We start from the raw sequence: 22,196 nt of genomic DNA on the forward strand, positions 1-22,196 counted from the left end.
GTATTGATAAGCTTAAATTACTTAGGAGTAAGCCATGACCACCAAACAACTATCATCACTTTTTGTATTTAATTTATTAGTTGTAAGTGCACAGGCTAATGCAAACCAGCGCTGGTACGTTGTTAACGACTCAGTAATGGGCGGTGTATCTAATAGCCAATTCACACAAACTCAAGAAAGTTTGCTGTTTACAGGCAATGTTTCGCTTGATAATAACGGCGGTTTTGCATCAATACGTACAGAGCTAAACACACAAAGCCAAAATACTAAAGCCATAGCGCTGCGTGTTAAGGGTGACGGGCAAACTTATCAGCTTAGGCTCAGAACAACTAATTCTCTTGATGGTGCAGCGTACACTCACTCATTTAAAACAGTAAAAAATGAATGGGTAGATATAAACTTTGCTCCGAGTGATTTTACTTTAACGTATCGCGGTCGCGTGCTTGAGCAACAACCAACTATTGATTTTGATGATATTAAACAACTAGGCTTTATGATTGCAGGCAAGCAAGAAGGTAAGTTTAAACTTGAAGTGGGTAAAATTGAGTTTAAAAGCTAGCCCACCAGCATGTTGGTGGCGCTAAATAGTATAGTCGTCGCCCCGCCTCTTCATTTCACTAATAACCAGCTCAACCATTTGTTGTTTTATTGCTGCTTGCTCTGATTTCAACTCTCCAAGTTGCAGCTCTAGCATGTCTATTTGCTCTTGTTGTTGCGTGTTTTTATATTGTTTTGCACCTAGATGCTCTGCATCTAAAGTTAAACTTGCATCACTTTTATCTAACTCACTTGCAGAAGTATTTATAGTTAAACTACGTTGTACGGGACTTTGTTTAAGCTTGTTAATTTGTTCTTGCAGCGCAATAACTCGCCCAGTAAAGTGCTTGTATACTTTTTCTAGATTTTTATATTGATTGCTAAACGTAGCGTTATCTTCACTATATTCTTGCGCTTTGGTATCTAGAAACTTAGATAACACATATTTTGGCTCTTCTTCATTCTCTTCCTCGCTCTTTTCTTCACTCGCTTTTTCAACAGATAGTTTATCTGATTGCGCTAAAGGTTGAGTATTTGGGTTGTGTACTTGGTATGGAATGGGAGTCGATGAAATCTTCATTATTTTGTCCCTAAAATAGCTTTACAACTATTATAGGTATCGACCTCGTATTAAAATCCTTAAGTAAATTTTATTGTTAGCTAGAAGCAAAAAGCCCCACTTTATTAAAGTAGGGCCTTAGCAGCTTATTACTTCAAATAAAATTACGACTCAATAGCCAGTAACTCTACTTCAAAAATAAGTACTGAAGCAGGAGGAATACTCCCTACACGTTTTTCGCCGTACGCTAATTGATGCGGTACATAAAAGGTGTATTTGTCGCCTGGGCTCATCAGTTGTAAGCCTTCAGTCCAACCTTTAATAACTTGGTGTAAACCAAAGCTAATCGGTGTTTTACGCTCTACTGAGCTGTCAAACACAGTGCCGTCGATTAGCGTGCCATGGTAATGCACGTTAACCATACTTTTTGGGGTTGGTGTGTTTTCACTATCGCTTTTATGGATTACTTTATACTGTAGGCCAGATGCGGTTTCGACCACGCCCTCTACTTTTGCGTTAGCGGCTAAATAGTCTGCCCCTATTTGTGCATTTATACCTGCTTGTTGTTTTGCTTTTTTACTATTTTGAAATATTAAAAAACAAAAAATGGCGATAACCACCGCCAAAATTATATTGATCATCATTAACCTTTTTCGTTGTTTAGCTTTTCACTATATAGTTCTTCGTCTTTTTCGTCGTCATCATCGCCATTAACTATGTCGGCAATTTCTTTAAGACGAGCAAGTGCAATACCGTTTACTGAGTTTTCTGGATACTGGTCATCAATAATATCGCCAGCTTCTATATCCATTAATAAGTTAAGCGCTTGGTCTACGGTTTCTACTGCGTAAATATTAAATTTACCCGCTTCAACCGCATTAAGTATTTCGTCATCAAGCACTAAGTTAACTTGGTTTGATTTAGGAATAATAACGCCTTGCGAACCTGTTAAACCACGCATTTTACACAGTTTAAAAAAGCCTTCTATTTTTTCGTTTACGCCACCAATGGCTTGTACATCGCCGTGTTGGTTTATAGAGCCTGTAAGCGCAATAGACTGACTAATTGGTAGGCTTGTAATAGACGAAATAAGCGCACATAACTCTGCTAAAGATGCGCTATCGCCATCTATGTAGCCATAGCTTTGCTCAATAGCAATATTAGCGCTAAGCGTTAAGCTAAAGTGCTGCGCATATTTATTACCAAGGTAGCCGGTAAGTAGCATAACGCCTTTTGAGTGAATTGCTTTACCAAGTTCGGCTTCACGCTCTACATCTATTACACCATCGGCGCCCGCATAAACCGTTGCCGTAATACGCGCTGGAGTACCAAATGAGGTATCGCCAATGTGCAGTACCGTTAAGCCATTTACTTTACCTATGGCTTGGCCGTCGGTTGCAATAAGTGTGTGACCTTCTTTTATGTCACTGAGCATATTTTCGCTAATTTGGCCGGTACGGTATTGCTTACCTTCAATGGCTTCGTCAATATGGTGCGCGTCAATAACGGTTAATTTATCTTGTTTTGCGTAGTAACTCGCTTCTGCAATAAGCTCAAGTACATCAGCAAAACGCGCTGATAATTTATTTTGATGCTCAGCTTGGCGGTAACTAAATTTAAGTAAACGCACCATAGCAGCCTGCGTTGCAGTGCACTTTAATGTTTGCTCGCAATACTCGGTTACTTTAGTAATAAACTGGTATTGCAATTTATCGCTACTTGGCAAGTAGTAATCAAAATCGGCTAATACTCTAAATAGCTCTGCAAATTCTTCGTCGTATTCACCTATGGTGTAGTACAACTCGCGCGAACCTAATAAAATAATTTTAACATCAAGCGGTATAAGCTGCGGGCGAAGTGTAAAGCTCGTACCTACTGTGCTGTCTTGGTACGGTAAATCGTTTTTAATTTGGTGTGTTTTTAACGCGAGCTTTAAACCATCCCACACTTGTGGGTTTGCCATGATTTTTTCAGCGTACATAATTAAATAGCCGCCATTAGCACGGTGTAATGCACCTGCCTGAATTGAGCGATAACAAGTAATTAAAGAGCCTTGCGATGTTGAGTACTCAATTTTGCCAAATATATTGCCAAACGTTGGGTTAGGCTCGTACACAACCGGCGCTGCGTCGTCTTCTTTAAACTCAACTAAAATGTTAGGTGCAAAAAAGTCGGTAAGCATGCCTTTGCGGTCAAAGTCTTCTTTGCTTTCTTCACTTTCATCTTCGTCATCTAGCCATTCAAGTACCGCGTCTATAATTTCGATGCGAATATCTTTTAAATAACGCAGTACGCCAATATGAGTTGCGTATTTATGTTCTAAGTCTTTTAAAAGTGGTTTAGTGGCTTGCTCTGCTGTCGACTTTTTAAGGTTGCGTTGTTTTTCTTTTGATTCGCGTTTCCAACGTGGCAGCTCTATTAACGCTTCTATTAATGCATCTTCTAGCTTTTCAATTTTTTCAAAAAACTCTTCACGTAACGTTTCTTCAAGTTCGCCAAATTCGCTGTCGCTTAATTGTTTACCATCTACAAGTGGTGCAAACCCTACTGAATTTTTTTCTTCTACTAATGCAACGCTTTGCTCAAATGCTGCAATTTCTACTGCGGTAATAGCACTGTCGTAGGCGTCGTTAAATTCACGGTCGATTGATTTTTTCTTACGCTGATACGCTGGGTTATCAAATGCAGCAGGAAAAGTGTCGAGCACTTCATCTAAAAATGAATCTATGTCGTCACTAAGTTGTTTGCTTTGCCCTGGTTGCATAAACAATGCAATGGGCTCTCTGTGATCATCATAATTATTTACGTATAACCATTCGTTTGGCGTTGAGCGGTCTTTTGCGTGTTGCTTAAGTTTATCTTTAACAAGCGTAAAACGCCCGTGAGCGGCCTCGCCCATTACATAAACGTTGTAACCCGGCAGTTCCATCCCTAATGAAAAATCTAAAGCACTTTGGGCGCGTTGTTGGCCTATAAACGTAAGTTGCTCTGGGTATGGATTGCTCATGCACGTGTTTACGTGATTAGTAGATATACTCGGTGCGAGCTTTGAAACAGATAGTGGCAGCAATTTTTTCGTCATTCTAACTTCTTTTTTTACCAGCATATTCGCTGGCCTTTGGGCGTATTAAGTGGCCCGCAGCCACTTAATACTTATATTTAAGGGTGCAGTGCCTTACGACTAAAATAGATTCCATCACATTCAATACACGGTGTAATTTGTGTAGCGTGATAAACATCGTAACTATGGGTGCAATTCTTACATACTAATGTGCCCATGGCTATCCATTCGCCTGCGTGATACACACCATTGTGCTTAAAATCTTGACTTAAAGATTGCCACTCAAGCTGGGTTTTATCTTCTATGTGCGAAAGTTCAAACCAAAGAGACTCTTTAAGCTCTTGCCATGCAAGCGAATTATAGTGTGATTCGTTCTCTACTATATGTTCAATATCATTCTTTAAATAGCTTTTGTAGAGCTCATATCTTTCTTGACTTAAATCTTTAAGCGCCTGCTCAGATTCAACAAACCCAGAAACCACATCTTTTAAACCATGCTCTTTTACATCTTTTATCCAATGGGTAAAACTGCTAAGCCATGTTTTGTAATCAGTCATTTTTTACTCCTTCAAAATTGCTGTTAAATCAGTCTGTAACTTATGTCTTTAGCTAACCACACTATAAAAAAGCAGGTTAACCCGCACTGAAAGTTACAATTTAATAAAAGCATGTTTTTGGCGCTGTGAATAGTGTTTTATTTGGGGTATCCTAACGGCAATTTTTTATTAGTTTGCAAGAAGTCTGGAACCATAGATGCAAGAGCAATATAACCCGCAAGATATAGAGTCAAAAGTACAAAGCTACTGGGAAGAAAACCAGGTATTTAAAGTCACTGAAGATGAGAGCAAAGAAAAGTATTACTGCCTTTCTATGTTCCCTTATCCGAGTGGTCGACTGCATATGGGTCATGTGCGTAACTACACCATTGGTGATGTTGTTTCTCGTTTCCAGCGCCTGCAAGGCAAAAACGTAATGCAACCTATGGGTTGGGATGCGTTTGGTTTACCTGCAGAAAACGCTGCTATTAAAAACAAAACAGCACCCGCTAAGTGGACATACGAAAATATTGATTACATGCGCACCCAACTTAAGCAATTAGGTTTTGGTTATGACTGGGATCGTGAAATTGCGACGTGTCATCCAGAATACTACAAGTGGGAGCAGTGGTTTTTCACTAAGCTTTACGAAAAAGGCCTAGTGTATAAAAAAATGTCGACAGTTAACTGGGATCCAGTGGATCAAACAGTACTCGCTAACGAGCAAGTTATTGACGGTCGCGGTTGGCGTTCAGGCGCTGTAGTTGAGCAAAAAGAAATTCCACAGTGGTTTATTAAAATTACCGACTACGCACAAGAGCTACTTGACGATTTAGATAAGTTAGAAGATTGGCCAGAGCAAGTTAAAACAATGCAGCGTAACTGGATTGGCCGCTCTGAAGGGTGTGATATTGAATTTAAACGCACCGATAACGACGAAACATTTAGCGTATACACAACTCGTCCAGACACCTTTATGGGTGTTACATATGTTGCTGTTGCCGGTGGCCACCCTATTGCACAAGAAGCCGCTAAAAATAGCGATGCTATTGCAATGTTTGTTGAAGAATGCAAAAACACCAAAGTTGCCGAAGCAGACATGGCAACAATGGAGAAAAAAGGCATAGCAACAGGTTTTTACGCCACTCACCCATTAACGGGCGAGCAAGTACCAATTTGGGTTGCTAACTTTGTATTAATGCATTACGGCTCAGGCGCTGTAATGGCAGTACCTGCACACGATCAACGCGACTTTGAGTTTGCAACAGCGTACGGCTTAGATATAAAACAAGTTATTGCACCTGCTGAAGGTTCAGACCTTGAAGTAAACCTAAAAGAAGAAGCGTTTACTGATAAAGGCGTACTTGTAAATTCGGGTGAATTTAACGGTCTAGATTTTGAAGCAGGTTTTAAAGCTATTGCCGACAAATTAGAAGCACTAGGCGTTGGTGAGCGTAAAGTAAACTTCCGTCTACGTGACTGGGGTGTGAGCCGTCAGCGTTATTGGGGTTCGCCAATTCCAATGCTTAGCGATGAAGATGGTAAAGAACTTGCTGCCACAGAAGATATGCTACCTGTTCGCTTACCAGAAGATGTAGTCATGAACGGTGTAACGTCACCGCTTAAAGCAGACCCAGAGTGGGCTAAAACAACAGTAAATGGCGCACCTGCGTTTCACGAAACTGATACGTTTGACACCTTTATGGAATCGTCTTGGTACTACGCACGTTACTGTAGCCCACGCTACGACGAAGGCATGCTAGATCCTGCGGCTGCTAACTACTGGTTACCAGTAAACCAATACATTGGTGGTATTGAGCATGCAATTTTACACTTATTGTACTCGCGCTTTTTCCATAAATTATTACGTGACTTTGGTTTAGTAAACTCAGACGAGCCGTTTGACCGCTTACTTTGTCAAGGTATGGTACTTGCTGAAACATTTTATCGTAAAGATGAAAAAGGCGGCGACATTTGGATTTCGCCAACTGATGTAAATACCGAAACTGACGATAAAGGCCGCGTAACTAAAGCATGGCACAAAGAAGATGGTGAACCGGTATTTTCATCAGGCATGAGCAAAATGTCTAAGTCTAAAAACAACGGTATAGACCCACAACATGTAATTGCCCAGTATGGTGCAGATACAGTGCGTTTATTCATGATGTTTACAGCACCACCAGAGCAAACGCTTGAATGGTCAGACTCGGGCGTAGAAGGCGCGCATCGCTTCTTAAAACGTGTATGGAAATACGCGGTAGACGTTAAAACCGTAGGTTACCAAGCACTTGATAAATCAGCGCTAACAAACCCACAAAAAGTATTACGTCGTGACTTACACAAAGCAATCGCTAAAGTGACTGATGATGTTGAACGTCGTCAAACCTTTAACACCGCTATTGCCGCTATTATGGAGCTTTCTAATAAGTTATTAAAAGCACCACTGAGCGACAAACAAGATGTTGCTATTGCCAACGAAGCACTTGAAGCATTAATTATTATGCTTGCACCCATTACTCCGCATTTATCGCATGAGCTTTGGAAAGAGCTTGGTAAAGAAGGTGAAATTTTAGATGCTGCGTGGCCAAAAGTTGACGAGTCGGCTCTTGTAGAAGATGAAAAATTAATCATCGTGCAAGTAAATGGCAAACTTCGCGCTAAGTTAACCGTTGCCGCTGGTGCAACTCAAGAGCAAGTAGAAGCCCTTGCGTTTGCAGAATCTAACGTCACTAAATTTACAGATGGCTCAACTATTCGTAAAATTATTTACGTACCAGGCAAACTACTTAACTTGGTAGCTAACTAATATGGCTGCATTTAACGCCATTAAAAATGGACTAGCCTTAGTGCTAGTCTGTTTTTTGTTATCAAGCTGTGGCTTTCATTTAAAAAAAGCCTCTAGCTTGCCTGATAACTTAAAACAGCTAACACTTGTAGGCGATGACGAAAAATCGACTTTATTTACTGAGCTTAAAAAAGAACTTAAAGCGAGTAATGTAAAGCTAGTATCGTCAGCTAAAGATAAAGCTCAATTGTATTTACGTAAAGAAACTATCGAACGCCAAACTCTTTCGTTATTTCAAAATGGTCAGGTTGCTGAATACGAGCTCGCTTATGGCGTATCGTATGTAGTTAAACGACCAGGCGAAAAAGCGATAGAAAAACGCTTTGAACTGTACCGTAATTACCAAGACGATCCGGATCATGCATTAGCAAAAGCAAAAGAGCTTGAGCTACTCATTAGCGAGATTCGTGAGCAAGCCAGTCGTCGTATTGTTAGAGAGCTGTCGCAACTATAATGCGCTGTTACGCTAATCAACTACCGAGTGAACTAAGTAAAGGGCTAAAGCCTTTTTATTTAGTATTTGGTGAAGAGCCTTTTCAAGAAGCGCAATGCGTACAGCAAATTCGTGACGTTGCTAAGCAACAAGGGTTTGATGAGGTAATTAAGTTTACTTTAATGCAAGGGTTCGATTGGCAAGAAATTATAGCTCAGTATCAAAGCATGTCGCTGTTTAGTGCGCGCACTATTATTGAGCTTGATTTAAACCAACAAAAACCAGGCGTTATTGGCAGCAACACCTTTAAAAAAGTGGTTGAACTGGTTAATCCCGATACTATTTTAATTGTTAAAGGCGCTAAAGCCAGCCAAGAAGTACAACGTGGTGCGTGGTTTAAAGCCCTTGATAAACTAGGCGTATTTGTTCCTTGTTACCCGCTTACAGGCACTCATGTAAAACGATGGCTTGACGATCAATGCCAACGTTTATCGCTCAATGTACAAAACGACGCCAAAATAAGCTTAATTAATGCTACTGAAGGTAACTTATTAGCGTGTTTTCAGGAGCTTGAAAAACTCTCACTACTGCACGGCAATGCTTTAATTACTCAGCAATTAGTGATGCAAGGGCTTTTAAATCAAGCCAAGTTTGATATTTTTGATTTAAGTGATGCACTATTAAATGGTCACGCTAAACAAGCTATAAAAGTATTAAACAAACTTGCGAGCGACAACACCGAAGTGGTGAGCATTTTGTGGGCGATCACCAAAGAGCTTAATACACTAATAAGCGTGCAACTTGGTTTACTAAATGGCGAGCCTATTGCTAATTTATTTAAACAAAAGGCTATTTGGAAAAACCAACAAGGCCCTGTTCAAAATGCTATTAACCGGTTAAACATGCACACACTAGAGCAAATAAATAGTGATGTAGCGTTGTTTGATGCCAGTTATAAGCAAGGTAAGTTAATAGCACCTTACCAAGCGCTTGCACATATTTGCATTAAATTTTGCCAGCCGCTTAACATTCCTATGCCGTGCCACACGGCTAATTAATAAATAGCTAATGGGTGTTAAATGATCGCAATTTTTGGTGGTACCTTTGACCCAGTTCATTTAGGCCATATAAATATGGCGCAGCAATGCGTAAATGCGTTTAATTTAGATACGCTTTACTTTATGCCCTGTGCACTCCCTGCACATAAAGCTGCGCCGGGTATTAGTACACAGCACCGAATTAATATGCTCAACGCAGCCATTGCACCTTATCCTCATTTTAAACTCGATTTAAGAGAACTTAATCGAACCGGTCCATCGTATTCGCTACTTAGTTTGCAAGAACTTCGTAAAGAGCACCCCACTACACCTATTTTATTTTTAATTGGTATGGACTCGTTTAACAACCTAGATAAGTGGTTTGAGTGGAAGGCAATAACGCAGCTTTGTCATATTGTGGTGTATCAACGCCCTGCTCAAAATTGCACTGTTAATGGCGAGCTTAAAAGCTATATGCAACACGCAAATGCCAGCGAAGTAGCAACACTTAAACAGTCACTTGCCGGTAAACTTTATTTTTTACCGGGCGAAATGCTCGATGCGGCCTCAAGTACAATTCGTAAGCAGCTAAAAATAAGTAATAAAAAGAATGAACTATTGCCCGATGCAGTGAGTCATTACATACAAATGCATCAGCTCTATCAAATTGATGCTTAAAAACTCCTAGCGTGTTAAAATGCGCGCCATTAAATTTTTAAATTGAGACAAAACCTTGGATTCAAAACAACTACTCGCCTTTGCAATGGATAAAATTGACGATATGAAAGCGCGTGACATCGTTCATATTGACGTAACTAAGACATCAGATATCACAGATTACATGGTAATTTGTTCTGGTACTTCTAAACGTCACGTACAGTCAATTGCTGATCACTTAGCAAAAGAAGCGCGTCATGCAGATTCAGAACCACTAGGTTATGAAGGTGAAGGCGACGGCGAATGGGCACTGGTTGATTTAGGTGATGTGGTTGTACACGTGATGCAAAGCGAAGCACGTATCTATTACGATCTAGAAAAACTGTGGGGCTAAACGCTCACTCATTTTAGACAATGCTTGGAAGTAATACGTGAAAATACAAATGATTGCTGTTGGTACCAAAATGCCAGCATGGGTAGAAACGGGATTTGCAGAATATCAGCGCCGTTTCCCTAAAGATATGGCCCTTGAGTTAATTGAAATTCAAGCCGGAAAACGTGGTAAAAATGCAGATATAAAGCGTATTTTACACATTGAAGGTGAAAAAACATTAGCGGCTATTCCAAAAGGCAATCGTATTGTAACGTTAGAGGTAACAGGGAAAGCGCTGGATACTCACCAACTTGCTAAAAATATGGAAAAATGGCAACTCGATGGCCGCGATGTAAGTTTACTTATTGGCGGACCTGAAGGACTTGCTCCAGAGTGCATTGCAGCTTCTGAGCAAAAATGGTCGTTATCTAATTTAACATTGCCGCACCCTTTGGTGCGTATAATTGTTGCAGAGAGCCTTTACCGAGGCTGGAGTTTAAATAACAACCATCCTTATCATCGCGAGTAACCCCTTGCCATGCTAAAACATAGACCCACTATTCGTGACCACTCCGCAGAGGCAAACTTATTTGCTAGGCGAGCATTCGTGGGTTTTGTTTTTGTATTAGGATTAGTCGCTGTATTACTTTCTAATCTTTATACTATTCAGGTCGAAGATCACCAAGACTACCAAACCCGCTCTAACGACAACCGCATTAAAGTTATTCCTATTGCACCCAACCGTGGTTTAATTTACGACCGTAACGGTGTGCTACTTGCTGAAAACAAACCGGTTTACAACCTTGAAGTCATCCCCGAAGAGGTCGATGACCTTGACGTATCGCTTGATCAAATAAGTAAAATAATTGCGATTACAGAGCAAGATAAACAAGACTTTTTAAAAGATATAAAACACACCCGCCGTTTTAAATCACAAGTACTAAAAGCCCGCTTAGACGAAACTGAAGTGGCGAAATTTTCGGTTAATCAACATAAATTCCCAGGTTTTAGTATTGAGGCTCGCCTTGCTCGCCACTACCCATTTGGCGATACGCTAACGCATGCGCTTGGATATGTTGCAAAGCTTAATAGAAAAGAGCTAAACCAATTAGAACAAGAAGACCGAGCAACCAATTACCGCGCTACGTATGATATTGGTAAGCTTGGATTAGAAAAATACTATGAAGAAACATTGCACGGTAAGGTGGGTTCACAACGAGTAGAAGTTAATAACCGTGGCCGCGTAATTCGTACCCTAAGCATGACCCAGCCACAACCCGGTAGCGATTTAGTATTGACCTTAGACATTGGCTTACAACAAATTGCACAGCATGGGCTTAAAGATATGCGTGGCGCTGTGGTAGTTATGGACGCCAAAGATGGTGGCGTGCTTGCGCTTTATTCAAACCCAAGTTACGACCCTAATTTATTTGTACATGGCATTAGCAGCAAAAACTATAAAGCGCTTTTGAATCAAGATCGCCCATTAATAAACCGTACTACGCAAGGTCGTTACGCACCGGCCTCGACAGTAAAACCGTTAATGGCTGTGTTAGCGCTTGAAGAAAACATAGTAAATGAAACAACATCGATGTGGGATCCTGGCTTTTTTCAAATTCCAAACGTTGAACACAAATGGCGAGACTGGAAACGGTGGGGTCATGGTCATGTTGATGTATACAAAGCGATTGAAGAGTCTTGTGATACTTACTTTTACGATGCGGCTTATCGATTAGGCATAACTAAAATAAGCGACTTTATGGCCCGTTTTGGTTACGGTGATTTATCGGGTATTGATATTCATGAAGAAACCACTGCTATACTACCTTCAAAAGAATGGAAAGAAGGGCGCTTTAAAGAGTCTTGGTGGCGCGGCGATACTATTTCAGTAGGTATTGGACAGGGTTACTGGACTGCTACACCGATTCAAATTGCAAACGCGACTAACATATTGGTTAATCGTGGTATTAACCACCCACCCCATTTGGTACAAGTGGTTAAAAAAGATAATGACGTAACGCAAATTAATAACGAAGAAAAACCCCCTATTATTTTAAAAGATCCGCGCCATTGGCAGGTATCGTTAGATGCAATGCATAATACAGTGCAAAAAATATCTGGCACAGCGCATAAAGCTTTTAAAGGGACTAACTACGACTCGGCTGGTAAAACCGGTACCGCGCAAGTAGTTAGTATTGCACAAGGTGAGCGTTACGATGCAAAATCTCTTAAAGAACGCCAACGCGATAATACAATTTACATAGGCTTTGCACCTTATAACGATCCAAAAATTGTGGTTTCTGTTGTATTAGAAAACAACCATGGCGGTATTCAAATTGCTCGCCAACTTATGGATTACTACTTTGCAGCCAATCCTGTTAATCTTGCAAGGAACGATACACCATGACCGCTTTGCACGATAAACGCTCTATTTGGATGCGTATGCACCTAGACCTGCCACTGCTTATTGCATTACTCATAATGATGGCAGGCAGCATAATAGTTGTGTACAGCGCGAGCGGGCAAGAGTCTTCTATGATGATTAGGCATATGACCCGTATGGGTGGGGCTATTGCTGCTATGATTGTTTTAGCTCAGTTTTCACCTGCCACATTAAAACGTTTAGTAATCCCACTTTATTGTGTTGGGTTATTAATGCTAGTAGGTGTGCTTTTGTTTGGCGTAAGCTCAAAAGGTGCACAGCGATGGCTCGATTTAGGCGTTACACGGTTTCAACCTGCTGAACTAATGAAATTAGCAGTACCTATGATGGTTGCTTGGTATATAGGGCGTAATCACCTACCTCCCCGCCCATTGCACTTAATTATTGGTTTTATGATTGTAATGCTTCCCACATTATTAATTAAAGAACAGCCCGATTTAGGTACTGCCATACTTATTGCAAGTTCAGGTATATTTGTATTGTTTTTATCTGGATTAAGTTGGCGTTTAATCGGCTTTTTAAGCTCAATTGTAGCGCTTGCCGCATGGCCATTTTGGCACTACGGTATGCACGATTACCAAAAACAACGTGTACTTACTTTTTTAGACCCTGAGAGCGATCCACTTGGTTCGGGTTATCATATTATTCAATCTAAAATTGCTATTGGCTCAGGCGGTATAGAAGGTAAAGGCTGGCTGCTTGGTACACAATCGCAATTAGAGTTTTTGCCAGAGCGCCACACCGACTTTATATTTTCGGTTTTAAGCGAAGAGTTTGGTTTATTTGGTGTATGTGTTTTACTAAGCCTGTATTTGTTTATTATTGGCCGTGGTTTATACATTGCTGTTAATGCACAAGATGCATTTGGTAAGTTGCTCGCAGGCGCACTCACCCTGACCTTTTTTGTGTACGTATTTGTAAACATAGGTATGGTATCTGGTTTATTACCTGTTGTTGGCGTACCTTTACCACTTATAAGTTATGGTGGTACATCGATGGTGACGCTCATGGCAGGATTTGGCATTATTATGTCAATTGCGACAGATAAAAGGATGCTTTTAAAATAATGCGACACACTAATCAGCTTATATTTACTACATTATTAATTTTACTTTTAAGTGCTTGTAGTAGCGGTTCTGGTAGCCGTTATAGCATGCGCCACGATGCAGCTCCACTTAGAGCCCCTACTACGCTTGAAATGCAAGACGCGATAGTAACCGAAACCACTAAAAGTGCCAGCGCAAGCCGCCCGTATACCGTGCTTGGTAAAAGCTATTCCCCGATGCTTGATGAAACAGGTTACTCTGAGGAAGGCATTGCCTCTTGGTATGGTCGTAAATTTCATGGTTATCACACCTCAAACGGTGAAACCTACGATATGTTTGCCATGACCGCAGCGCATAAAACGCTGCCGCTACCTAGCTTTGTTAAAGTAACCAATACCGCAAATGGTAAATCGGTAATAGTGCGCGTAAACGACCGTGGCCCGTTTCATGACGATAGAGTGATTGACCTTTCGTACGCAGCCGCTTATAAGCTTGGCTACTACACCCATGGTACAGCAAAGGTTAAGCTAGAGGCCGTTACGATTGCGGGCGCAACTGCGCGTCAAACCTATATTCAAGTAGCTGCAGGTAGTATACTTGCCAATATTGAAGCACTTGCCAGTACATTGCGAGATCAATACAAATTACCAACAAATATCGTTCAAAAAGACGACATTTACAGACTGCATTTAGGGCCAATAAAAGACACCCCTCATGCAGACGAAGTATTAAAAAAATTAAAACAAAATCAATTTCAAAACGCGTTCTTGCTTTACACTCAGTAAGACCTTTAGAATGGCGTAACGCGAATCTTTAACTTTAACCATTAATGAGTATGATGAAATCTATTAAACATAAAATCCTCAAAGGTGTATGCGGCCTCGTTTGTACAGCCGCCGTATTCTCAGCCAGCGCCCAAATTATTCCGGCACCACCTCAAGTTAATGCAAAAGGTTATTTTTTAGTCGACTTTACAACAGGTAAAGTTATTGCTGAAGGTGAAGCTGATACACAGCTAGCACCTGCAAGTTTAACTAAAATGATGACCAGTTATGTAATTGGTACTGAAATTAAAGCCGGTAACATTGCCAATACCGATATGGTAACGGTAAGCGAAAAAGCATGGGCTAAAAACTTTCCAGAATCTTCTAAAATGTTTATTGAAGTAGGTAAGCAAATTAGTGTTGATCAGCTTAACCACGGTATTATTATTCAATCTGGTAATGATGCATGTGTTGCAATGGCTGAGCATATTGCTGGAAGCGAAAGCGCATTTGCTGATTTAATGAATGCACATGCGGCTAAATTAGGTATGAGCAACAGCCACTTTATCAACAGCCACGGCCTTGATACTGACGAGCACTTCACAACTCCGCGCGATATGGCAACCCTCGGCGCTGCACTGATTCGTGATGTACCAGACGAATACGCACTTTATAAGCAAAAGTCATTTACGTATAACGGCATTAAGCAATATAACCGTAACTCATTATTGTGGGACGAAAGCTTAGATGTTGACGGTATTAAAACTGGCCATACATCAGAAGCAGGCTACAGCCTAGTTACCTCAGCAACTAAAAACGATATGCGTTTAATTGCTGTTGTTATGGGTACTACCAGCGAACGTGCTCGTAAAGTAGAAAGTAAAAAGCTACTTAACTATGGTTTTCGTTTTTATGAAACAATTACTCCGTACAAAGCAGGCGATAGCTTTGCAGAACAACGTATTTGGATGGGTAACAAAGAAAATGTATCTTTAGGTATTTTAGAAGATACACCAATTACTATCCCACGTGGTCAGCATAAAAACCTTAAAGCTAACTTTGAGCTAGATAACACGCTTGAAGCACCACTAGCAAAAGGTACTAAAGTAGGTACATTATTCTTACAACTAGAGGGCGAAGATATTGCTCAATACCCGCTAGTAACACTTGAAGAAGTGGAAGAAGGCAGCTTCTTTAGCAAAATTTATGATTACTTACGTTTACAGATAATGTAGTAATTTACAGTTGCCCTACTAACGTGGGTAACTAATTTAAACGTCTCCACTGTGAGGCGTTTTTTTTTGCTTGAAAAATGTTAGAATGCGCCCCATATAAGCAAGACTGCTAATTGCCTATCTGTATTAAGCTTCGAGCTTGCATAGAGTCCACACTTTTGTATGAGGAGTCACCGTCGTGGTTCAACCTGTTAAAGATACTAAATTTGATGAGTACCTAGAGTACCCTTGCCCATTTACATTCAGAATAATGGGTTTAGCTAATGTAAACTTAACTGATCAAATTTTAGCTAAGTTACAACCAATAGCACCTGGCGATTACGCCCCTAAAGTAAAACCAAGCAGCAAAGGTAATTACGAGTCAGTAAGCCTTGTAGCAACAGTTACTAGTGGCAAACACATTGAAGAAATTTACAACGTGATCAGCAATATTGATGACGTACGCCACATGCTTTAATCCATAGTTGAGATTTGTTGTGAACGAAAATACTTTGATCGTACGCCAACTGGGTCGCCAGCGTTATATGCCAATTTGGCAAAAAATGCAGGACTTTACCGACACTCGTGATGAAAATACGCCAGATGAAATTTGGCTTGTAGAACACGAGAGTGTATTCACCCAAGGTCAAGCAGGTAAGGACGAACACTTACTTGCTCCTGGCGATATTGAGGTGATTAAAGTTGACCGTGGCGGACAGGTAACTTACCACGGTCCAGGCCAACAAATGATGTATGTATTATTTAATCTACGTCGTTTAAAAATTGGTGTACGTGAACTAGTTACGTGGCTTGAAGAGTGCATTATTGAATCACTCGCCGAGTACGGTATTCAAGCGTATGCTAAAGCGGATGCACCTGGTGTTTACGTTAACGACAGCAAAATTGCATCTCTTGGGTTAAGAGTTCGTCGTGGTTGCTCGTTTCATGGCTTAGCATTAAATGTTAATATGGACCTAAGTCCATTTTTACGCATTAACCCGTGTGGTTATGCAGGCATGAATATGGTGCAAACTAAAGAATTAGATGGTCCTCAAAACCTAGAAAGTGCGGGTGAAGGATTGGTAAAACACATGATCAAGAAGCTTAATGCAACACAGGTTAAGCATACTGAAGGGTTTGAAAACGAATGAATAAACCAGTCAAAATGGAACCAGGTGTAAAACTACGCGACGCAGAAAAAATGGCGTTGATCCCAGTAAAAGTTTTACCTACAGAAAAAACTGAAATGTTACGTAAGCCAGAATGGTTAAAAATTCGCTTACCTAAATCAACAGATCGCATTGACGGCATTAAAAAAGCGCTACGTAAACATGGCTTACACTCGGTATGTGAAGAGGCTTCGTGCCCTAACCTATCAGAATGTTTTAACCACGGTACCGCTACCTTTATGATTTTAGGTGCAATATGCACTCGCCGTTGCCCATTTTGTGATGTTGCCCATGGTCGCCCATTAAAACCTGATGCCACTGAACCTGAAAAGCTAGCACTTACTATTAAAGATATGAAGCTAAGCTACGTTGTAATCACTTCGGTTGACCGTGATGATTTACGTGATGGTGGTGCACAACACTTTGCTGATTGTATTCGCGAGATTCGTAAACATAATCCAACTATCACTATCGAAATTTTAGTACCAGATTTTCGCGGTCGTATGGACCGTGCACTAGAGATATTAATCGAGACACCACCAGATGTGTTTAACCACAATCTTGAAACTGCGCCACGTTTATACAAACTAGCTCGTCCAGGTGCTGACTACAAATGGTCATTAGAATTACTTCGTCGCTTTAAAGAAGCTCACCCAGGAGTAAAAACTAAATCAGGCTTAATGGTAGGTTTAGGTGAAGAGATTAGCGAAATTGAAGAAGTACTTCGCGATTTACGTGCTCACAACGTAGATATGCTTACTGTTGGCCAATACCTACAACCTTCTAAACATCACTTACCGGTTAAGCGCTACGTGCCACCAGTAGAGTTTGATGGCTTAAAAGCGTATGCAGACGAAATTGGCTTTACTCACGCGGCTTCAGGCCCGTTTGTACGCTCAAGCTACCACGCAGATCAACAAGCCGCTGGTAAAGAAGTGAAATAAATAAACTTAAGTATTAAACTACTTTTATAGTAAAAAATGCCGTTAGTTAATAAATTAAACTAACGGCATTTTTGTATGTGATAAATTTTTTTTACCATTTATCAAATAAAATTAGGTTAAACCCATCTAAGTTGAGATAATTAGTACTGACATAATTATTTAGGTTCATTATGAAACTATTAGTTCGTAACTTGTCTCGTGCTACCACTGAGCATGAGCTTCGTACTTTATTTGCAGAGCACGGTAAAGTGACTACCTGTAACTTGGTACTTGATAAAGAAACTGGCCAATCTAAAGGTTTTGCCTTTGTAGAAATGCCAAACGACATAGAAAGTAAAAGCGCAATTACTGCACTTAACCAATCTACTGTTGATAAAAGTAAGATCCGCGTGAAATTAGCGGATGCTTAAGTAATAATTTATTACTTAAAGTTAAAAGAACCAGCTTGCGCTGGTTTTTTACTAATGACTGATAGTTAATCTGCAATTGAATGAAAAGTTCTCTATAAAAATTCGACATCGCTGCGGTGCTTCCTTTATATTGAAAGCCTAATTAAATAACAATATGAAGACTATGGCATCTACTCTTATAAAAAGCGCTAGCCTAAGCCTGCTAGTTGCACTCTTTGGCTGCTCAGAGCCTGCAAGCGAGAAAACTCCATTAGAAAATACAGCCGGTGTAAGCCTTAGCAATATTAAACAACATATTAAAACGCTAGCCTCGGATGACTTTGAAGGCCGAGGCCCGCTTACTCATGGTGAAGTGAAAACAGTAGGCTACTTAAGTGAGCAATATAAAGCGCTGGGTTTAACCGGAGCTTATAAGGGTAAATACTTACAGCCTGTAAAAATGGCAATGGTGACGGCCAATCAAGATATGCAGTTAAAGGTAGGTGATTTAAGCTTTGAATCAGGTAAAGACTTCACTGCGCGTACCGAGCAACTTCAGCCATTAATTGATGTACGCAATTCTGACGTTGTATTTGTTGGCTATGGTATTAATGCGCCAGAATATAAGTGGAATGATTATAAAAATATTGATGTAACGGGTAAAACAGTGGTTGTGCTAGTTAACGACCCAGGTTTTGCTACTCAAAACGATGCCCTTTTTACTGGTAATGCAATGACCTACTACGGTCGCTGGACTTATAAATATGAAGAAGCGGCTCGCCAAGGTGCAAAGGCTGTATTTATTGTTCATGAAACAGCACCTGCGGCATACCCTTGGGGTGTAGTTGAAAGTTCAAACACGGGTACTAAATACACGTTAATGGATAACAACTTAAACGCGTCTAAATTACCGGTTATGGGCTGGTTAACACTTGATGCTACCGAGCAAATGTTTAATGCTGCAAAGCTAAACTATCAAGATTTAAAGCAAGCAGCATTAAGTGATGACTTTAAAGCGACGCCACTTAACTTAAAAGCAAACCTTGCCTTTAAAAACGAAGTATCGCATGCCAAATCACATAATGTAGTTGCACAAATTACGGGTAGTGAATCACCAAACGAGTACGTGGTTATAAGCGCACATTGGGATCATTTTGGTACGAAGCAAACCGACACTGGTCCTAAAATTTACAATGGCGCAGTAGATAATGCTTCAGGCACAGCAGCGACGCTTGAAATTGCACGCATAATGAGCAAAGTGAACAAGAAAAAACCATTTAAACGCTCAATTATTTTTGCTAACTTTACAGCAGAAGAAACAGGGTTAATTGGTTCTGAAGAGTTTGCATCGGGTGCGGTTGTACCTACAAAACAAATGGTCGGTTTATTAAATATTGATGGCATGAACGTGCTTGATGGCACTGACTACATTTTACAATACGGTAAAGATTTATCGACAATGGAAAACTATTTAGCGAAGGCTGCAAAATCACAAGGCCGTGTTGTTAAAATGGAGCCTTGCCCGCAAAATGGCTTGTTTTTTAGATCTGATCATTTCTCGCTTTCTAAGCAAGGCGTGCCTAGTTTATTATTTATGAGCCTGGGCGATACCGACCCTGAATACATTGCGCATAAGTACCATAAAGAAGCAGACGACTACTCAGCTGATTGGTCGTTAGGCGGTGTTAAGCAAGATATAGATCTTATTGTTGATATAGCCACACAGCTTGCAAACAATGGCGATTGGCCAAAGTGGACGAGCGAGTCTGACTTTAAAGCTAAGCGCGCACAAGATAAGTAGTAATAGCTATTACTGAGTAATATAAAACCCTCCTACTTGGAGGGTTTTTGCTTTATACGAGCTTGCATTAATAACGTTTCGGCCTTTGCACCTAAATAAACATAAATAGCCAGTGCAATTAAAAGCCCTACCACTGCCAGCATCATCGCTATTGCAGGCATTAAATATTCCGCCTGCCCAAGTGCTGCCTTAAACATGGTTAACAACGCCTCAATTGATATAGCAATCAACACAGTAGAGATAAACCGTGTAATAGTACGCCGCGTAGATGAATGCCTAAAAATATCCTTATGCATAAGGATTTCTTCTTCAAGTATTGTTTTACCTAAATCGAATACTGCTAATGCCAAGGTGATATAAATAATAATGCTAAAGGGCTCTAGCGGATCTGAGGAGGTATCTACATGGGTTAATAAAGCGTATATATCGCCAAATACAATGTTTAATAAAAACAGCACTAAGCTAAATAAACACGCAACTATAATTCCGTACCCCGCTTTAAAATAAGGAGACATATTGGCTCGTGCTGTATCCCCCATTATAAACTCAATAAGCTGCGTTAAACTCACATCAACGACCAAGTAATGTTGATTATTAATTGGTTTTTTGAGCTCTTTTATTGCCGATATACATAAATGGTTAGTCGCTATAGAAATGTAGGGATCAGTAAAGCACACTTTATCACTTGCTTTAGCGTTCAAAAAATAGGGTCGCTCACTTAAATCTTGCTGATTACCACTCGCCCCTAACTTTTTTATATAGGCGCGTTTAAAGCAGACATTATTACCCTGCTGTAAACCTTCTGCATTTAAGCAATACTGTAATTCTAAAAATGGATATTGCTTAATAAGATAGCGTGTATCACGCTCTTTGGTCAGTCCATCTTCAATGCTCATTAAAATAGATTCAAGCAAACTGTGTATCACGTGCTCGTACTCATGGTAGCGCTCAACACTACTGATATAACTCATTCGCGCCATTTTAAATACTCATTAACCTAAGTTATAAATAGATTTGCAAGTTTAAAACCAATAATAAAATAGCTTAATAATCAGCAGCTTAATGATATTAAAATTCGAGTTTTGCACTACTTTGGTGACTAAACAGTAATATATTAAATTAAATGCACAAAAAAGCAGCTAAGTATTAAATACTTAGCTGCTTTGTGAGTATGACTGGTAAGGTTTTACAACTAACTCAAATATAAAGCCTGTTATTGAACCTTTGAAAACTCTTCTTTAGATAACTCGCCATTCCCATCTGCATCTAATTGATCAAATAACTGTACTAGTTGCGAGTTTACTTGTGCTTCTGATTTGCTAATTACGCCGTCGCCATCAGTATCAAAAGAACCAAAATCTACCGCAGCAAACGCAGCTGAAGAAGAAGCAAGGGCTACAAGAGCTAGAGTTTTGTGTAATGTTTTCATAATCGTTTCCTTAGGCTTTGTGCCTGATTAGGGATAAGAAGTCCTTTTCAAAGATCCTTTAGGAGTAAAGTTTGAATAAATTAATATTCAAAAAAATCGTTTTCTGTCGGGCCACCGCTACTTTGAATGTCCAGCTCATCAAATTGCTCTATCACTTGTGCCGATCCTTCAGCTTGGCTAATTAAAGCGTTGTCGTCTGCATCGAGTGTTTCAAAGTGTGTGTTTGCAAATACTACTGACGAAGAAACAATAGCCATAAGTACAAATGTTGATTGTAGCTTTTTCATAATTTAATCCTTTAATAGTATGCGGTGTCCCAAATAAATTTGCTCTATAGTGCTCTCTAGTCACTTCCTGGTTATTCTTTTTAGTAGGCTCCCTTGCCTACTTAGGTTGTCTTTGGCAACTCAGAATTTAGATAACATCACAGAGCATTAACTGTTTAAGGCTTTAATTTTAGGCCTTAGAAAACTCATCTTCAGATAACTCACCGTCTTGGTTTGTATCGAGTTCTTCAAATTGGCCTAAAAGTTCTGCATCTACTGATGCTTCGGCTAGGCTAATTGCGCCATTACCATCTACGTCTAGCGTATCAAAATCTGTTGCTGCAAAAGCCGCTGATGAAGAAGCTAGCGCCATTAGTACTAGTGTTGATTGAAATGTTTTCATAATAGTATTCCTTCATTGGGTTGTTGCGATTAAGGCCTTTGGCTTTCATCACGTTTTGCTTAATACACTCTAGGTATTACAACTTCGGTGCCACTTTTTATTTATTGCTTAAAAACAATGGGTTAAATAATATAAAGCGAGAGAAGCTTAATTAGGAGAGGTGTTGTTGTTGCTATTTAGCAACGGCCATTTAACTAAAAACAATAACTCAATATAAATCAACTAGTTAAGTTTAATTAAAAAGACACACTTTAGCTAAAAAGCCAATAAGGGGAGCGTTTGGGTTAGTC

The 22,196-nt window shown here is 40.0% G+C and carries 24 protein-coding genes; 16 read left to right on the plus strand and 8 right to left on the minus strand.

The window, feature by feature from the left end:
- Positions 1 to 34 precede the first annotated feature (34 nt).
- A complete protein-coding gene (locus tag PX700_RS18360) occupies positions 35 to 559 on the plus strand; it encodes a CIA30 family protein (RefSeq protein WP_479521515.1) in 525 nt (174 codons plus the stop codon).
- A gap of 21 nt (positions 560 to 580) precedes the next feature.
- Here the strand turns inward: PX700_RS18360 and PX700_RS18365 are convergent, their stop codons facing one another.
- The 4 genes from PX700_RS18365 to PX700_RS18380 form a co-directional block, all read right to left on the minus strand.
- Positions 581 to 1,117, minus strand: a complete 537-nt coding sequence (locus PX700_RS18365; RefSeq protein ID WP_479521516.1) for a hypothetical protein — start codon at positions 1,115 to 1,117, stop codon at positions 581 to 583.
- Positions 1,118 to 1,260: 143 nt separating this feature from the next.
- The gene (locus PX700_RS18370) at positions 1,261 to 1,737 is read right to left on the minus strand and encodes an FKBP-type peptidyl-prolyl cis-trans isomerase (protein ID WP_479521536.1); all 477 of its coding nucleotides are present in this window, start codon (positions 1,735 to 1,737) and stop codon (positions 1,261 to 1,263) included.
- 2 nt (positions 1,738 to 1,739) lie between these two features.
- Positions 1,740 to 4,178, minus strand: a complete 2,439-nt coding sequence (locus PX700_RS18375; protein WP_479521517.1) for a Lon protease family protein — start codon at positions 4,176 to 4,178, stop codon at positions 1,740 to 1,742.
- Between the two features lie 77 nt (positions 4,179 to 4,255).
- Positions 4,256 to 4,714: a zinc ribbon-containing protein gene (locus PX700_RS18380; protein ID WP_007585575.1), complete on the minus strand. Its 459-nt coding sequence runs from the start codon at positions 4,712 to 4,714 to the stop codon at positions 4,256 to 4,258.
- 196 nt (positions 4,715 to 4,910) lie between these two features.
- Here PX700_RS18380 and leuS point away from each other — a divergent pair, with 196 nt between their 5' ends.
- The 15 genes from leuS to PX700_RS18455 all read left to right on the plus strand — a co-directional run bounded on the left by leuS (position 4,911) and on the right by PX700_RS18455 (position 19,808).
- Positions 4,911 to 7,499, plus strand: coding sequence for a leucine--tRNA ligase (gene leuS, locus PX700_RS18385; protein ID WP_479521518.1), 2,589 nt, complete (start codon positions 4,911 to 4,913; stop codon positions 7,497 to 7,499).
- A gap of 1 nt (position 7,500) precedes the next feature.
- Positions 7,501 to 7,992, plus strand: coding sequence for an LPS-assembly lipoprotein LptE (locus PX700_RS18390; protein ID WP_197159992.1), 492 nt, complete (start codon positions 7,501 to 7,503; stop codon positions 7,990 to 7,992).
- The gene (holA, locus tag PX700_RS18395; protein ID WP_479521519.1) at positions 7,992 to 9,029 is read left to right on the plus strand and encodes a DNA polymerase III subunit delta; all 1,038 of its coding nucleotides are present in this window, start codon (positions 7,992 to 7,994) and stop codon (positions 9,027 to 9,029) included. The genes PX700_RS18390 and holA overlap by 1 nt, the downstream gene beginning before the upstream one ends.
- A gap of 21 nt (positions 9,030 to 9,050) precedes the next feature.
- The gene (gene nadD, locus PX700_RS18400; RefSeq protein WP_479521520.1) at positions 9,051 to 9,686 is read left to right on the plus strand and encodes a nicotinate-nucleotide adenylyltransferase; all 636 of its coding nucleotides are present in this window, start codon (positions 9,051 to 9,053) and stop codon (positions 9,684 to 9,686) included.
- A gap of 55 nt (positions 9,687 to 9,741) precedes the next feature.
- Positions 9,742 to 10,059 carry a ribosome silencing factor gene (gene rsfS / locus PX700_RS18405; protein ID WP_165728920.1) on the plus strand — a complete coding sequence of 106 codons (318 nt, stop codon included), beginning with the start codon at positions 9,742 to 9,744 and terminating at the stop codon, positions 10,057 to 10,059.
- Between the two features lie 37 nt (positions 10,060 to 10,096).
- Positions 10,097 to 10,567, plus strand: coding sequence for a 23S rRNA (pseudouridine(1915)-N(3))-methyltransferase RlmH (rlmH, locus tag PX700_RS18410; RefSeq protein ID WP_007585562.1), 471 nt, complete (start codon positions 10,097 to 10,099; stop codon positions 10,565 to 10,567).
- 9 nt (positions 10,568 to 10,576) lie between these two features.
- Positions 10,577 to 12,445 (plus strand): penicillin-binding protein 2, encoded by a 1,869-nt coding sequence (mrdA, locus tag PX700_RS18415; RefSeq protein ID WP_479521521.1) that lies wholly within the window; start codon positions 10,577 to 10,579, stop codon positions 12,443 to 12,445.
- Entirely contained in the window at positions 12,442 to 13,548 is a 1,107-nt protein-coding gene (gene rodA / locus PX700_RS18420) for a rod shape-determining protein RodA (RefSeq protein ID WP_479521522.1), read from the plus strand. Before mrdA ends, rodA begins: the two co-directional genes overlap by 4 nt.
- Positions 13,548 to 14,312 (plus strand): septal ring lytic transglycosylase RlpA family protein, encoded by a 765-nt coding sequence (locus PX700_RS18425; RefSeq protein ID WP_415637669.1) that lies wholly within the window; start codon positions 13,548 to 13,550, stop codon positions 14,310 to 14,312. The genes rodA and PX700_RS18425 overlap by 1 nt, the downstream gene beginning before the upstream one ends.
- Before the next feature lie 53 nt (positions 14,313 to 14,365).
- Entirely contained in the window at positions 14,366 to 15,526 is a 1,161-nt protein-coding gene (locus PX700_RS18430; RefSeq protein ID WP_415637670.1) for a serine hydrolase, read from the plus strand.
- A 178-nt stretch (positions 15,527 to 15,704) separates the two neighbouring features.
- Complete coding sequence (gene ybeD / locus PX700_RS18435; RefSeq protein ID WP_002958517.1) at positions 15,705 to 15,983, plus strand: DUF493 family protein YbeD; 279 nt, start codon at positions 15,705 to 15,707, stop codon at positions 15,981 to 15,983.
- Between the two features lie 19 nt (positions 15,984 to 16,002).
- Positions 16,003 to 16,656, plus strand: coding sequence for a lipoyl(octanoyl) transferase LipB (gene lipB, locus PX700_RS18440; protein WP_415637671.1), 654 nt, complete (start codon positions 16,003 to 16,005; stop codon positions 16,654 to 16,656).
- Positions 16,653 to 17,618 (plus strand): lipoyl synthase, encoded by a 966-nt coding sequence (lipA, locus tag PX700_RS18445; protein ID WP_479521523.1) that lies wholly within the window; start codon positions 16,653 to 16,655, stop codon positions 17,616 to 17,618. Before lipB ends, lipA begins: the two co-directional genes overlap by 4 nt.
- 170 nt (positions 17,619 to 17,788) lie before the next feature.
- Positions 17,789 to 18,028 (plus strand): RNA recognition motif domain-containing protein, encoded by a 240-nt coding sequence (locus PX700_RS18450; RefSeq protein ID WP_002958513.1) that lies wholly within the window; start codon positions 17,789 to 17,791, stop codon positions 18,026 to 18,028.
- A 163-nt stretch (positions 18,029 to 18,191) separates the two neighbouring features.
- The gene (locus PX700_RS18455; RefSeq protein ID WP_479521524.1) at positions 18,192 to 19,808 is read left to right on the plus strand and encodes a M28 family metallopeptidase; all 1,617 of its coding nucleotides are present in this window, start codon (positions 18,192 to 18,194) and stop codon (positions 19,806 to 19,808) included.
- 32 nt (positions 19,809 to 19,840) lie between these two features.
- Here the strand turns inward: PX700_RS18455 and PX700_RS18460 are convergent, their stop codons facing one another.
- The 4 genes from PX700_RS18460 to PX700_RS18475 all read right to left on the minus strand — a co-directional run bounded on the left by PX700_RS18460 (position 19,841) and on the right by PX700_RS18475 (position 21,906).
- Positions 19,841 to 20,788, minus strand: coding sequence for a PDC sensor domain-containing protein (locus PX700_RS18460; protein WP_197239643.1), 948 nt, complete (start codon positions 20,786 to 20,788; stop codon positions 19,841 to 19,843).
- Between the two features lie 233 nt (positions 20,789 to 21,021).
- Positions 21,022 to 21,237 (minus strand): EF-hand domain-containing protein, encoded by a 216-nt coding sequence (locus PX700_RS18465; protein WP_415637675.1) that lies wholly within the window; start codon positions 21,235 to 21,237, stop codon positions 21,022 to 21,024.
- An 80-nt stretch (positions 21,238 to 21,317) separates the two neighbouring features.
- Complete coding sequence (locus tag PX700_RS18470; protein WP_479521525.1) at positions 21,318 to 21,524, minus strand: calmodulin; 207 nt, start codon at positions 21,522 to 21,524, stop codon at positions 21,318 to 21,320.
- 169 nt (positions 21,525 to 21,693) lie between these two features.
- Complete coding sequence (locus tag PX700_RS18475) at positions 21,694 to 21,906, minus strand: calmodulin (protein WP_479521526.1); 213 nt, start codon at positions 21,904 to 21,906, stop codon at positions 21,694 to 21,696.
- Positions 21,907 to 22,196 lie beyond the last annotated feature (290 nt).

The organism is Pseudoalteromonas sp. TP27, assembly GCF_056470645.1.

Excerpts from the sequence above, each read along its gene's own strand:
- PX700_RS18360 (WP_479521515.1), top strand. The coding sequence starts at position 35 with ATGACCACCAAACAACTATCATCACTTTTTGTATTTAATTTATTAGTT.
- lipA (WP_479521523.1), top strand. The coding sequence starts at position 16,653 with ATGAATAAACCAGTCAAAATGGAACCAGGTGTAAAACTACGCGACGCA.
- PX700_RS18455 (WP_479521524.1), top strand. The coding sequence starts at position 18,192 with ATGGCATCTACTCTTATAAAAAGCGCTAGCCTAAGCCTGCTAGTTGCA.
- PX700_RS18430 (WP_415637670.1), top strand. The coding sequence starts at position 14,366 with ATGAAATCTATTAAACATAAAATCCTCAAAGGTGTATGCGGCCTCGTT.
- PX700_RS18375 (WP_479521517.1), bottom strand. The coding sequence starts at position 4,178 with ATGACGAAAAAATTGCTGCCACTATCTGTTTCAAAGCTCGCACCGAGT.
- mrdA (WP_479521521.1), top strand. The coding sequence starts at position 10,577 with ATGCTAAAACATAGACCCACTATTCGTGACCACTCCGCAGAGGCAAAC.
- PX700_RS18470 (WP_479521525.1), bottom strand. The coding sequence starts at position 21,524 with ATGAAAAAGCTACAATCAACATTTGTACTTATGGCTATTGTTTCTTCG.
- nadD (WP_479521520.1), top strand. The coding sequence starts at position 9,051 with ATGATCGCAATTTTTGGTGGTACCTTTGACCCAGTTCATTTAGGCCAT.
- PX700_RS18460 (WP_197239643.1), bottom strand. The coding sequence starts at position 20,788 with ATGGCGCGAATGAGTTATATCAGTAGTGTTGAGCGCTACCATGAGTAC.
- PX700_RS18475 (WP_479521526.1), bottom strand. The coding sequence starts at position 21,906 with ATGAAAACATTTCAATCAACACTAGTACTAATGGCGCTAGCTTCTTCA.
- PX700_RS18370 (WP_479521536.1), bottom strand. The coding sequence starts at position 1,737 with ATGATCAATATAATTTTGGCGGTGGTTATCGCCATTTTTTGTTTTTTA.
- PX700_RS18365 (WP_479521516.1), bottom strand. The coding sequence starts at position 1,117 with ATGAAGATTTCATCGACTCCCATTCCATACCAAGTACACAACCCAAAT.
- PX700_RS18450 (WP_002958513.1), top strand. The coding sequence starts at position 17,789 with ATGAAACTATTAGTTCGTAACTTGTCTCGTGCTACCACTGAGCATGAG.
- PX700_RS18380 (WP_007585575.1), bottom strand. The coding sequence starts at position 4,714 with ATGACTGATTACAAAACATGGCTTAGCAGTTTTACCCATTGGATAAAA.
- rodA (WP_479521522.1), top strand. The coding sequence starts at position 12,442 with ATGACCGCTTTGCACGATAAACGCTCTATTTGGATGCGTATGCACCTA.
- PX700_RS18425 (WP_415637669.1), top strand. The coding sequence starts at position 13,548 with ATGCGACACACTAATCAGCTTATATTTACTACATTATTAATTTTACTT.
- holA (WP_479521519.1), top strand. The coding sequence starts at position 7,992 with ATGCGCTGTTACGCTAATCAACTACCGAGTGAACTAAGTAAAGGGCTA.
- leuS (WP_479521518.1), top strand. The coding sequence starts at position 4,911 with ATGCAAGAGCAATATAACCCGCAAGATATAGAGTCAAAAGTACAAAGC.
- PX700_RS18465 (WP_415637675.1), bottom strand. The coding sequence starts at position 21,237 with ATGAAAACATTACACAAAACTCTAGCTCTTGTAGCCCTTGCTTCTTCT.
- PX700_RS18390 (WP_197159992.1), top strand. The coding sequence starts at position 7,501 with ATGGCTGCATTTAACGCCATTAAAAATGGACTAGCCTTAGTGCTAGTC.